This window comes from Alkalihalobacillus sp. TS-13 (genome assembly GCF_019720915.1).
Classification (GTDB): domain Bacteria; phylum Bacillota; class Bacilli; order Bacillales; family Fictibacillaceae; genus Pseudalkalibacillus.
Genome location: NZ_JAHKSI010000001.1, coordinates 44,020 through 56,678, shown reverse-complemented (window position 1 = coordinate 56,678; position 12,659 = coordinate 44,020). Strand labels below are relative to the sequence as shown.

Here is a 12,659-nt window from a genome sequence, read left to right as displayed (position 1 = left end):
AACACCCGCCCGTCGATGGTTTTTCTTTATAAAACTTAGAATGGTTTGTATATACCTGTTGCTTTTCCCATACTTGATACATGGGTCCCATAGTCCATCCAGCTCTTTGTGCATTATCCACTGCTGAACATGCCCCTAGCACCAGAAACGTAAAAAAGACACCATCCATGTAGAGGGTGTCTCAAATATCTACTATTGAAATTATTGAAGGATCAATTGATTGAGTGTTTTGGGATATTCCGTAATCAACTCAACGCCATGTTCTCTGATGACCACTGTATCAGAGTGTCTGAATCCACCTATTCCTGGGACGTATATTCCTGGTTCAATACAAAAGACCATGCCCTCTTCCAGAATTAAATCATTATCGAATCGGACATAGGGTTCTTCATGTGCTGATATTCCTAAACCATGTCCGGTTCGATGGACAGCATATTTCTCTAAGTTTGCTTTTTCTATGACATCCCTTGCTACCTTATCCACTTCTGCCGCTTTTACTCCTGGACGAATGAATTCCAATGCTTTCAATTGTGCTTCTGTCGCCACTTCAAAAATCTTCTTCTGTTCTTGATCAGGTTCTCCGACAAAGATGGTTCTTTCTAATTCAGCCCGATATCCATTCAGGGCTACCTGACGGCTGTGGATGATGACATCTCCCTTTTCGAACCGTCTTGTATTGGAGAAAACATGTGGTAACGTCGTTCTCACTTTACCTGATGGTGACATGACGATGAGGTCCAATGTCGCCTCTTGATAGTCATTTGATGCTTTTTTATAGATCTCTAAATTGCCCTTTGAATCGATTTCCAGTTCACTTGTCCCTTCCATACAAGCTTCGATGGAAGATTTCACACCCAGATTGACTAAATCACCCGCTTTTTTCATCATATCAATTTCTTCTTCATCTTTAATGTAGCGCATACGTGCCAGTTGTTCTCCTACATCCGATATGGAAAAGCCGAGATCTGAAATGAAATGATAGAGACTGGCAGGTGCACTTCCCAGATCCAGTCCCATCCTGGTGCCATGGGAGTATTTGGTCAAAACTTCCCTCACCATCTTCATTTGATTGGTGTTCACCTCTTCTGGATGCTCATAATAAACTTCGACATGATCCACTTCTGCCTTCTGGATTGCATGGAGTTCTTCCAGACCAGGAACGATCAACGTACTTTTTTCAGCATCAACAACTAAATAAATAGGTCGTGAGTAAATCAACGCTTTAAATCCAGTCAAGTAATATTGGTGATCAGGCAACATGACAACTGCAGCAGACAGATCATTTTCTTTCAGGTAATTTCGAAAACTTTCAATGCGCTTTTTGATATTCATCTGTAATACCCTCCAATTTATTGATTAATTGTTGTTGCTGGTTGGACGTCAAGCTTTTTCGGTTTTGTCATTAAACTCACAACGGTCAACGCGAGTAAAGACAGAGGCAATGAAAACAGTACGCTGTTCCAATCCATTGGTTTCTGAAGGCCGATTTCCCAGAATATCGTAGCAAATCCACCGATAATGATCGATGACAAAACACCAGCAGTAGTCGCTCTTTTCCAAAGGAAACTAGCCAAAATCGTCGGAGTGATTGCAGCGCCATACATCGTGTAGGAGTACATCTGGATGGCTAACACGGATGGGAAGAACTGTCCAAGACTGTATGCAAAAATCCCAAGGAGGATCACGATATAACGATTCAAACCAAGAATCTTACTCTCATCAATTTTTTTCTTTTTAAGCCCCTGAATCAAGTCATAGACTAAGTTCCCTGCTGATGATAATAAGTAGGAGTTTCCAGTAGTGATGATGAATGCGACAGATGCAGCAAGAATAAGTGAGCCTATTCCGATTGGAAGTCCACTAGCTGCAAGTTCTAAGATAGCAGTATCTGGAGGAATATTCGGGAAAAGTACGATCGAACAAGTCGCAAGCAAAATCGCCAGCCCCATGATCAATAAATCCCCGGCCAGGAATCCCATGGTTGATTTCTTGGCGACTTCGGGAGATTTTGCGGATGAAAAACGTTGGTACATATTCTGGTCGCCCAGGATCAGGAGAAAGGTTGGTAAGAAAAAGCCCAATAATTGAGGGATGGTCAATCCGCCATCCCATGCTAATTGATGGTCCGCCAATCCAGCCGTCAATCCTTCGAACCCGCCAACAGCTGATAAAGCAAAGGGAATACCAATAATAAAACCAACAACGATGAGGAAGGAGCTTAGAAAGTCTGTATAGGCTACAGAGAACATTCCACCTGTCGTAGCGAGAAAGATGACGACAGCTGCAGTCAGCAACGTACCTAATTCAACAGACATGCCTGTGGTGAGATGGAGAACATAACCTCCACCGATGAATTGATAGGATGTGATTCCTACATAAGCTAATAAGATAAACAACGCAGATATCGTCCTCGTATTCTTTCCGAATTTGATTTCTAACATTTCCGGAATGGTATATTTACTCAAGGAACGTGCCTTATCAGCTATGAAATATAGAATGAATATACCGATCGGAGCACCTGCAAAGTAGATAATCGAGGCAAAGGGTCCATATTGATAGATAAAGCTGGCTCCTCCAACAACTGTTCCAGAACCAACCCATGTAGCCAAAAGTGTACCGATTAAAACAATTCTAGGTAACCGTCTCCCAGCCACCATGAAATCTTCACTTGTTCTCACTTCTCGTTTCGCATAATAAATCCCCATGCCAATCATCAACAATAAATAAAGGACCACCACGACAATGTAGACGTTACTCAAACTTTTCTCCTCCTCTACTTTTAGAACTGCTAATATCTACTTGTTTATTCAATATATCTTCTATCGTTTTCATGGAGGCAATCAGCTTGTTGAGTTCTGAGGTAGGAATATCCTTGATCATTCTATTCACATAAAAGTTTGAAGAATCAACCAGGTCTTTCGTTTGTTCTTTTCCCTTAGGGGTAATGACCAATCGGACTTTTCTTTTATCCTGATCATACGGTTTTTTCATAATCAATCCTTGATTGCTGAATTTATTAAGGATTCTACTCATGTATCCTTTGTCTATGGAAAAGAACTCACACAGTTCATTTTGGATACAAACGTCTCTCGAATAGATTTCATATAAAATCTGTGATTCTAGTAAAGAAAACAAACTGGTTTCAGAGTATTGGTTTACCAGCCCTAATACCCGGGTATAAAAACGATTGAACTTCCTGATTTCTTCATTAAACAAATTATTCACCATTTTCTGATTATTTAATTTATTTATACTTAAAAACGTTGCTTTTGTCAACGTTTACTCATAGAATATTTTAGAAAAATGAATGAACCCTCGAAAGTTAAACTTTCAAGGGTTGTTTGTTATATTTTTAATTTGTCGATCAAATCAATATCCTTCATTTCCTCCACAAATCCACGGTCTACCTAGATAAAATGTCCTGATTATACTATTACTTGTGTTACCTCTATCCTTTAGAATTACTCCTCCTGAATGTACAGCGCTACCAGGTGTTGCTTATTTGTTTGGATTTAGCTCTTTAGCTTTATCGTAAATTGTAGACCGGGGAACACCCATCCTATTAACCAATATCATTTACGCCTAAGCCATATAATTCTCTTTTTGAGTTCAGCTTTAAAGTCTTTTTAGCGGTCTTTCTCATCCTTCTCTTTACGCCCCATGTGTTTTCCTTGTGCTGTGCTTATTTTTCATTACAAAGGATATTGACGTTTAGATTATTAATAATAGTTCCATCAATGATAAATATAATGTATGGTAACGTATAATTCATTTAGAACGAGGTGGAAAGGTGTATTTTTTTAAACCTATCTCTAATGAGGTTCGTTTGTCTCAATTAGTATTCAATAGATATAAAAAAACGAGGATGCTCATTTTAGGGTCTATTTTTTCCTGTATTGCTGCTATTCTACAGGCTGCTGGTGGCTATTTACCAGGTATAGGATATTTTATAAGTCCGCTTGCCACTGCACCTATTCTGTTATGTTCCATGTTTTCCATTCCTTTTGGAGTAATGTCCTATTTTCTTACAATTATGTTGTTATTCATCCTACAGCCAACTGAACTAATCGTATTTCCTTTTACAACAGGATTGTTAGGGTTTGGCATAGGGGCATCTTTTTACTTTTTTAGGAGGAGATTGAGTATTATAGCTACCGGTACAATTCTTTTAATGTTGGGTATTATGAGTCTACTATTTATTTTTCACTTTCCAGTTTTAGGTCCAGCCGTCTCTGATTCCTTTTCATTTCTTACAACTGGAAGTATCTTTATATTTGCTTTCCTTTATAGCTGGTTATGGGTTGAAATTGCTTTAATCATTTTTAAAAGATTTAAAGTGATTATAATTTAGTGATCCTCCAAACACAGCCGACTATCCCGGATATCAATCCAGTGATTCCGCAAAATAAACGATTATGTTTATCAAACTTTAGACTGAAAGAACTTCATGGTTATGATTCATGGAACTATTTCAAAGACAGTGCCTTGGTTAAATTCAGTCACTTTCATAGATCCATAAACCCCTAAATATAATCTGGTTTGATTCAGATTCGTTCCCAAACTAACATAATAGGCTGATTGAGACCCAAAATTATAATCGGTTTGAATCAAACTAAAATCATTCTGTTTACCATCAGCTCTTATGTTGGTATAAGCTAAAGCTCCTCTAACCTGAGGCTGGGATCTCTTCTGGGCAAGATCGGTAAACACAACCCTTCCTGTTAAATCAGGGATTCCATTCCCCATATAGGGCTGTACTCCTGTAAGTGCAGTTCCTCCAAACTTATCGGGTCTGGTATCTTTATGAAAATAACTAGTTAAAGGCTGAAGACGACTCCCTGAAAGTGTTACTGCTTCATTGTAATAAGCAATTGTTTTCTCATCTAAATTCGGATCTTTGGTGCAACCTCTTATAGTCGAAGTTGGAAAAGCACCTTCCCACCCTCGCCACCCAAAGTTAATAAATCCTTCTTGGTCAGGTTCAGAATTCATGAAAGAAGCTTGAATAAGCTGAGTAACTGGTATTGGTTTATAATGAACGAATGAAAAAATCGACTCGACCAAATCCTGTCCGACATTTCCCGCATATTTAATATAGTTATTATAAAACCTTTGAAATGAAATGCCTGGTATATTGCGAACCCCTTTTGCCATTACCGTGAGCGTTTCCTGAATAGTTGTGGGAAGTTCATTAAAACGGGTGACAATGGGTGGAGTAATGATGTATGTATTCTTACTTACATCAATTTCAATTATTTTACCGCATATTTCCAAATCGTCCTGACTTAAGTTAAATGGATCATAGCCTGATCCACCATCACCGGTGGTTAAAACAAGTTTTCCTGTTTCAGGTGAAAAGTTTAAACTGTTGACACCATTATGATTTGAGAATGGTCTTCTTAAGTTAAGTAATGTCCGTCGTTTTTGAGGGTGGCCACTCGATTGTAAGATCCATTCTTCTACTGTATCAATATGGTCATATTGAGTTTCTCTATTTACCCATCTTAGATTTAAAGTTCCAGGATCACATGGGTCAGGTTTAAAACCTTTAGGATAAGCACCTGGACCTTGTGTTCCAGCTACTGAATAATGAAGATAAAACAGACCGTTATAATAAAAGTCGGGATGAAACGCCAGCCCTAGCAGTCCCCGTTCATCATATCCACCACTAGAAACACCTAGTTTTATGATTCGTGGGCGTATATCTAAAAAAGTCCTGATAACTCCGTTTTCTATGTAAAAGATCTCTCCTATTTGGGTTGCAATAAATAATCTTTCAATTGAGTCACCTGGAAGTATAGTTGTTTTCAAAACAGTGGGTAAATTTATGTTACTTACAATGGGCTGTAAACTGACTTTAACTTTTTTCAACTAACTTGACCTCCTTCCTATTGTCTTCATTTATAGAGGTAGCTAGAAATATAGTTATGAATCATTTCTGATCGTTATTCAAGAAAAGGGAAGTTAGTTAAATAAAAGAAGAGCGTTTTGTCTTTTTAATTTATCTTTTAATTCCCTGTAACCATCTCACTCTGACAAACCAAGCTATTTCTTACAAGAAACCTTCCATTAAAACGAATAGGCACGCCTTTTCCATCCTTTCCCGCATGGATATGTATATGAGGCTCACTTGTATTTCCTGAATTTCCGACAAGACCAATCTCTTCTCCTTTTTTCACAAAACCCCCAACATCTTCATGCATTTACTGCTGCCTCTCCAGCGTATTCAGGATTGTAAAATCCCCGAAGATCTCGTTCAATTTTATGAAATCCATAATTATCAATCTTGGCTTTCAGAAGGTACTCCTCTTTATGTTCGATCAAACTACGCTTTTGATCAATGGATTTCTCTTGTTCTGTGTATCTTACGCTTATATGTTTATCGCTACTGATTGCACGGAGATCTTCGGTTAGTTGTTCACAAAAGTCTTCCGGATCATGGGTGTTTAGGTAACCATCCTTGGTAGAATTTACTTCGATCTGCTCACTCATTTCCCTAGCAACATCAGGAAATACATAGTGGTCATTCAAGGCTTTTACTAGTAAATGAATAATTTCACTTTGAACCTCACTACTTAACATTACAGCTTGCAAATAGATTATCCCTCTTCATTTAAGAAACCCTATAAGTTCATCACCCATGCTTACATTCTACAGTGGAAAACACGGCGACTCTACTACTCTAATCGTTTTGTCCTCACCTATTAAAAACAAAACCATCATGCCTATAATAAAGGAATAATGGTTTTCAAGAATTGAATAAAGGTTGTTATGAATTTGTTGGCCATTTAGTTTGGTTCGCTTACCTTTTTCTTTCAGATCCTTATTAGTAATGAACTTCATCTGGTGAATCGGCATGAACTACAAGGGTTCACAAAAGTTGATGGACTATGATTAAATAATCGAATTGATGATGGATTCGGACATTCTGATATTCCCTATCCCACGTTCATCAATCGCTATCCCTTTTCTGGATGTTCTGTTTTTTGAAATTTCGTCTTTATCTGTTCAGACAATTTGATCATCGAGGCTGCCAAAATTGCGACGCCATTTTTCAAAGATGATAGATTAAATTCCATGTTCGGGTGATGCAGGCCAGGGGTCAACCCTGTACCGAGACCGACCATGGTGGCTTGGATATCCGACTTGTTCTTCGGATAAAAATGAAAGTCTTCTCCTCCCGGTGTGACAGGAGGGGAGACTAACGCATCCTCACCTAATGCATCGACGATCGCTTCTGCCACGATCTTTTCCATCGTGGGATTTGGAATCGCCGCGACCATCTTGGCAGCAACCTCCACTTCAACTTCACTGCCATTCGCTTTCGCAGCGTATTCGACGGCGATCATCACCTTCTCAAGCAGCGTTTCCATCTCTTCATTCGTCTGTGCCCGGACATCGATGCCGAATTCGGCTTCATCCGGGATGATATTGACGTTGTCACCACCTGCTTTCACCTGCGTCACTTTCACCGAGCTTGCAATGGTCGGATCGACTTTCACGGCATTCACTGCAGAGATGATCGCACCAAGGGAATCTACGACATTTATGCCGTAATTCGGTCTGGAGCCATGTGCCTGCAGACCTTTCAGCCTTCCTTTCAGCAAGGTTGTCGCACCGTGATGGATGGCAGGTGATGCCTCGCCGAAACTCATCTCCATTTCTGGTCTCACATGGAGGCCGAATAGATAGTCGACATCCTCCAATATCATTTCCTCGATCATTTTCATCGCACCCTTGCCAGACTCTTCGGCAGGCTGGAAGATCAATTTCAGGTTGATGTCTTCAGGGATAAATCCAATTTCCTTCAAGCATTGTAATGTGTGAAGCACTACCGTCATATGAGCATCATGGCCGCAGGAATGGTTTGCTTTCCAAACTCCGTCCACGTTTTGCCAAAGAGCATCCATATCGGCGCGCAAACCGATTGTCGGACTCGGACCGTCTCCCGTTTCACTTTTCCAGTCGACGACGACGGCATGATGGTTTTCAAACATTTGATAGGAAAAGCCCAAGTCTGACAGTTTACTGCATAGGTACTTTTTTGTATTTTCTTCTTTCCAGCTGACCTCTGCCAGGTCATGCAATCGGGCATACGTATCGAGGATCTGCTCCTCATTGTCGTTCACCCATTGTTTTAAACTACTGATCAATTGCATTCTTTCTGTTCTCCCTTGTTTGTCTATTTTGTACCAGCACGTAATGTGCGATGGATGGGTCCCTCAGGATCCCGACGATCCTATATCCGGCAGCAAAAGCCTTTTGTACTGCGTGACGGATCGTCATTCGCCAATCCATGACCACATCTGGCGCTGATTCTATTATCGTTCTGTGATTGGCCGGCACCGGCAACAGATGACCCGGTCCATCCCCGATATGATTCAGGGAATCCGGCACTGGGATTCCATCCTGCCACTGGATGTTGACCAACTTTTGATAATCCTTCCATTCGGTTTGGACGTTCCTTCTCCCGTCCGCAGCAACGGTTACGGTCGGTGAATGGAGGTCCCATTCGACGAGGAACCGGTCAGACGGTATGCCGATATTGACCTTATCCTTCATCTCACCGTAAACGGATTCGATGTAAGTTTTGGCATACGCACCAAGTTTGCAAAGATTGAGGTAAGCGTTGCGGGCTTCCAGCGGGTCAAACGTCCAGACGATTTTTTCATACCCATACGCTATCCCCCACTTCCGCTGCTCGAACTTCAGCTGTTCACCCAACCCTTGATTTTGATAGTCAGGATTGATGGCCATCATATGCGAGCAAAGATACGGTTTATCGCTAAGCTCACTGAACCCTGGAAATCCATAGCAGAATCCTGCCATCCTTCCATTGTTATCATCGAATACGGCAATGACGACACCGCCATTATGGTTTGCCGCCACCATTTGCGGGAGGGACGTGACGACATCTTCCCCCCAGACCGCTTTCTGCAAGGCTACGATTTCTTCAAGATGATCGAAGTCCGTGACGACGTCATACCTGAACTTTGCTTGCTTTGCTGCTGTGCTCACGTCTGATCACCTTTCCGGCTGTTTCTCCAGTGAAGATACCATCCTTGACTGCGACCGCTCCGTTGACGATGACATAGTCGATCCCATCCGGCTCCTTCAACGGCTCCTCATAGGTGGCATGATCAACGACAATTTCCGGGTTGAACACGACAAGGTCGGCGGCGTACCCTTCCCGTATGAGTCCACGATCCTTCAGACGGAGCAGCTGTGCAGGTGCACCGGTCATCCTGCGGATCGCTTCTTCCAGTGTAATGGCCTGCTTCTCCCTGACAAACCGGCCAAGGACCCGTGGGTAGGTCCCATACAATCTCGGGTGCGGTTTCCCGCCGAAGATCCCGTCCGATCCGACGATCTGCAACGGATGCCTCATACCGAAGATGACATCCTCTTCATTGCCCCAGTGGACGATCATTGTGACACCGGCATTTTCTTCGATCAACAGGTCGAATGCGGCTTCAGCTGGATCGACATCCCTTGCCTTCGCAATTTCCACCATGTTTTTTCCTTCCACCCAACGGTTTTGTTCGGTGGATACTGCGGTGATCGTGATATTTTCCCAGCCGCAATTATACGTCCAATTCTCGTAATCTACTTTATTGGCGAGGTCCTCCTTGATTCTTTTACGAATGGTAGGGTCTTTCAATCTCTCAATCATCTCTTCGGTTCCGCCAGAATGCATCCATGGCGGCAAAATGGCGTGGAAGACGGTGGATCCGGCTGTGTACGGATATTGGTCGAAGGTGATTTCGATTCCTTCCCTGCGCCCTGCATCCATTTTTTCAAGGGCTTTTTCAAATTTATCCCGATTGATTTTACCGGCCACTTTAAAATGGGAAACATGGAGCCGGACCCCTGATTGCCTTGCGACATCGATAACTTCGTCAAGTGCTTCGAGGGAAAGAATGCTCTCATTGCGGATATGGACGACAAAGCAACCATCATATTTGGCAGCGCCTTTACAGATCGCAATCAGCTCTTCTTTATCGGAAAACACGTTCGGCGGGTAGACGAGACCCGATGAAACCCCGACTGCTCCTTGCTTCATCCCTTCTTCGACATGATGACGCATCTGTTCTATCTCATCCTTGGTCGCGGTCCTTCCTTCAAAGCCCATGACAAGCGTCCGCACAGCCCCGTGTGGAACGAGGTACGTCGCATTTCCGGCAATCGCCGACCGCTCAAGGAATTCCAGGTATTCCTCTACCGTTTCCCACGGCCAATCCCCGATATCACCGTTCAGCCCTTTCAATTGCTTTTGCCATAATGGTTTCGTTTCCTCTGAGACAGGCGCCACGGATATCCCATCCTGTCCGAACAATTCGGTTGTGACACCCTGTAAAACTTTGATTTTGTGAATCTCAGGCTTCGTACACAATAAATCTGAATGGACATGGGTATCGATGAAACCCGGAGATACAGCCATACCATCTGCCTGGATTTCCCTGGCAGCCTTTTCACCGCTCAAATCCCCCAGCCTTGCAATGACACCCTCCTTGATTCCGATATCATAGCTTGTCCACGGGTTTCCTGTTCCATCATATACCTTTCCGCCTTTAATGATCAGATCGTACACGGAAATTCCTCCTTCATTGGATTAAGATTGCAACACTTGATCGTTCTTGATGACCGATTCTTCAACAAGGTATTCTCGCAACGCTTCCTCATCGACTTCATAGCCTATTCCGCTAGATGCAGGTACAGACAGCTTTCCTGGTTCTTTGAAAGTGACTTCCGGTTTGATGATATCCCTCTCCCAATAACGGTTCGATTCCGACGTATCCCCAGGGATCGTAAAATTCGAAAGCGATGTAAGCGCAATGTTATGCGCTCTGCCGATTCCTGCTTCAAGCATGCCTCCACACCAGACAGGAATATCATTTTGCTGGCATATATCATGGATTTTAATTGCCTGTGTCAATCCGCCGACACGGCCGACTTTAATGTTGATGATCTTGCAGCTCCCTAGTTCGATCGCTTTCCGTGCATCCTCGGCCGAATGGATGCTTTCATCGAGGCAGATCGGTGTCTGGAGCTGCTTTTGTAATGTAGCATGTTCGATGATGTCGTCATGAGCCAAAGGCTGTTCAATCATCATCAGCCCATACTGATCTATTTCCTTCAACAGTTCGATATCATCCAGTGTATAGGCGGAGTTCGCATCCGCCATCAACGGGACGTCCATTCCGAATCGGTTTCGGATTGCTTTGATGAGCTCGACATCGAAACCTGGTTTGATTTTTACTTTGATTTTCTTATAGCCGTCCGCCATGAATTTCTCGACCTTTGCCAGTACATCCTCAATGGAGGCTTCGATCCCGATGCTGACGCCGGCTTCAATTTCATCCTTTTGGCCGCCGAGAGCCCTGGAAAGTGGAATCCCTTCCTGCTTGCTGAATAAATCCCAGACTGCTCCTTCGAGCACAGCCTTTGCCATATTGTTGCGCCGGATCGGGCTGAAAAGCTCATCGACTTCTTTAGGATGGCCGATCTCCTTTTTTGAAAAGAGTCGGGGAATCAGAAATTCCTTCAGCATGTACGAAACAGTTCCAGTAGTTTCTTCGTTATAGACCGGATATGGCAGTGATGTACTTTCGGCATAGCCTGTCAGTTCGCCGCAATGGACACCGACCACGTGGAAATCCTTGAACAATAATCGGCCGAAACTGGTTTCAAATGGATTTTTCAAAGGCATTTTAAGTCTATATAAATTGATTTGATCAATTATCATAGTCTGTTTCCTTTCCTATTGGTAATACCTTTTCATTTCTTATAAAAAGGGGAAAATTCTTGGCTAACCTGTTCATATTCATTGATCCGCCTCCCGACATCCTTCCATTCCGAAGAAGCGACGCCGCTTACCAACACATTCAATACCGAAAATATAGGGGTCATACCACTCAGAGCCGCCGGAGAAGGGGTATCCACCTTAATCAACCAATCGCTCAAAACCCCGACAGGTGAGAGTGGATCATCGGTGATCGTCAACACCTTCGCCCCCTTCTTTTTCGCAGCACTCACAAAAGAAACGGTTTCCTGTATATATCTCGGGAATGAAAACGCAATTACCAGGCATTCCTTATCAATCTCAGTAAGCATATAGATGGCGTCATCGATTTCTCCCTTGTAAAGGAAGGTATCCCCTTTTACAATATTCAAACTGAAATGCAGCCAGTTGGCTGGGGGGAAGGAACTCCTCAACCCGACAATGAAACGTTTTTCGGACTGGAGGATGGCATCGATGATTTTTTGGTACATTTCATCACTAAGATTACTGAACGTCTTTTCAATGGAAGCGACATCCTGTTTCATGATGTGCTGGATAAGATTATCCTTTGCACTCAGCTCCCCAGTCGATTCTCGGTAATTTTCCAAGGGATCGTTATGGTTCTTCTCAATCAAAAACGTGCTCACTTGCTTCTGCAGTTCGCTGAAACCTGAGAACCCCAGTGTATAACAGAGACGAATCACAGTCGTCTCACTCGTTTCCGTATTTGCACCGATTTCTTTTGCCGTCTGGATCGCAACCTTTTGGGGATGATCGATCAAATATTTTGCGACGGTCTTTTGTCTTTTCGTCAGTGCATTGAATTTCTCTCTTATTTTTTCGTTGATGTGATCCATCTAAAAAACCTTTCCTTTCT

At 42.7% G+C, this 12,659-nt stretch carries 12 protein-coding genes; 1 reads left to right on the top strand and 11 read right to left on the bottom strand.

Translation table 11 applies throughout. From position 1 onward, the window contains the following. Positions 1 to 201: 201 nt before the first annotated feature. The 3 genes from KOL94_RS00275 to KOL94_RS00265 are packed head-to-tail and all read right to left on the bottom strand — an operon-like array spanning position 202 to position 3,276. On the bottom strand, positions 202 to 1,332 hold the full coding sequence (locus tag KOL94_RS00275; protein WP_221563097.1) for a M24 family metallopeptidase: 1,131 nt from the start codon (positions 1,330 to 1,332) through the stop codon (positions 202 to 204). Between the two features lie 17 nt (positions 1,333 to 1,349). Then, complete coding sequence (locus tag KOL94_RS00270; protein WP_260412144.1) at positions 1,350 to 2,759, bottom strand: sodium:solute symporter family protein; 1,410 nt, start codon at positions 2,757 to 2,759, stop codon at positions 1,350 to 1,352. Next, positions 2,752 to 3,276: a MarR family winged helix-turn-helix transcriptional regulator gene (locus KOL94_RS00265; RefSeq protein ID WP_221563096.1), complete on the bottom strand. Its 525-nt coding sequence runs from the start codon at positions 3,274 to 3,276 to the stop codon at positions 2,752 to 2,754. Before KOL94_RS00265 ends, KOL94_RS00270 begins: the two co-directional genes overlap by 8 nt. A 514-nt stretch (positions 3,277 to 3,790) precedes the next feature. Here KOL94_RS00265 and KOL94_RS00260 point away from each other — a divergent pair. Beyond that, positions 3,791 to 4,351: a YybS family protein gene (locus tag KOL94_RS00260; protein ID WP_221563095.1), complete on the top strand. Its 561-nt coding sequence runs from the start codon at positions 3,791 to 3,793 to the stop codon at positions 4,349 to 4,351. Between the two features lie 107 nt (positions 4,352 to 4,458). Here KOL94_RS00260 and KOL94_RS00255 read toward each other — a convergent pair whose 3' ends face one another. From KOL94_RS00255 to KOL94_RS00220, 8 genes are all read right to left on the bottom strand, one after another. Further along, positions 4,459 to 5,871, bottom strand: a complete 1,413-nt coding sequence (locus KOL94_RS00255) for a PQQ-dependent sugar dehydrogenase (RefSeq protein ID WP_221563094.1) — start codon at positions 5,869 to 5,871, stop codon at positions 4,459 to 4,461. A gap of 137 nt (positions 5,872 to 6,008) precedes the next feature. Beyond that, entirely contained in the window at positions 6,009 to 6,203 is a 195-nt protein-coding gene (locus KOL94_RS00250) for a M23 family metallopeptidase (RefSeq protein ID WP_260412143.1), read from the bottom strand. Beyond that, positions 6,196 to 6,594, bottom strand: coding sequence for a hypothetical protein (locus KOL94_RS00245; protein ID WP_221563093.1), 399 nt, complete (start codon positions 6,592 to 6,594; stop codon positions 6,196 to 6,198). The genes KOL94_RS00250 and KOL94_RS00245 overlap by 8 nt, the downstream gene beginning before the upstream one ends. 365 nt (positions 6,595 to 6,959) lie before the next feature. After that, on the bottom strand, positions 6,960 to 8,159 hold the full coding sequence (locus KOL94_RS00240; RefSeq protein WP_221563092.1) for a M20 peptidase aminoacylase family protein: 1,200 nt from the start codon (positions 8,157 to 8,159) through the stop codon (positions 6,960 to 6,962). Then, positions 8,143 to 9,018 (bottom strand): GNAT family N-acetyltransferase, encoded by an 876-nt coding sequence (locus tag KOL94_RS00235; RefSeq protein ID WP_221563091.1) that lies wholly within the window; start codon positions 9,016 to 9,018, stop codon positions 8,143 to 8,145. The genes KOL94_RS00240 and KOL94_RS00235 overlap by 17 nt, the downstream gene beginning before the upstream one ends. Then, positions 8,981 to 10,591, bottom strand: a complete 1,611-nt coding sequence (locus tag KOL94_RS00230; RefSeq protein ID WP_221563090.1) for an N-acyl-D-amino-acid deacylase family protein — start codon at positions 10,589 to 10,591, stop codon at positions 8,981 to 8,983. The genes KOL94_RS00235 and KOL94_RS00230 overlap by 38 nt, the downstream gene beginning before the upstream one ends. Before the next feature lie 21 nt (positions 10,592 to 10,612). Continuing rightward, entirely contained in the window at positions 10,613 to 11,746 is a 1,134-nt protein-coding gene (menC, locus tag KOL94_RS00225; protein ID WP_221563089.1) for an o-succinylbenzoate synthase, read from the bottom strand. A 32-nt stretch (positions 11,747 to 11,778) separates the two neighbouring features. Then, entirely contained in the window at positions 11,779 to 12,639 is an 861-nt protein-coding gene (locus KOL94_RS00220; protein WP_221563088.1) for a MurR/RpiR family transcriptional regulator, read from the bottom strand. Positions 12,640 to 12,659 lie beyond the last annotated feature (20 nt).

What these genes read in the sequence shown, in the direction of transcription:
- KOL94_RS00275 (WP_221563097.1), bottom strand. Translation starts at nt 1,332, where the DNA reads ATGAATATCAAAAAGCGCATTGAAAGTTTTCGAAATTACCTGAAAGAA.
- KOL94_RS00250 (WP_260412143.1), bottom strand. Translation starts at nt 6,203, where the DNA reads ATGCATGAAGATGTTGGGGGTTTTGTGAAAAAAGGAGAAGAGATTGGT.
- KOL94_RS00240 (WP_221563092.1), bottom strand. Translation starts at nt 8,159, where the DNA reads ATGCAATTGATCAGTAGTTTAAAACAATGGGTGAACGACAATGAGGAG.
- menC (WP_221563089.1), bottom strand. Translation starts at nt 11,746, where the DNA reads ATGATAATTGATCAAATCAATTTATATAGACTTAAAATGCCTTTGAAA.
- KOL94_RS00220 (WP_221563088.1), bottom strand. Translation starts at nt 12,639, where the DNA reads ATGGATCACATCAACGAAAAAATAAGAGAGAAATTCAATGCACTGACG.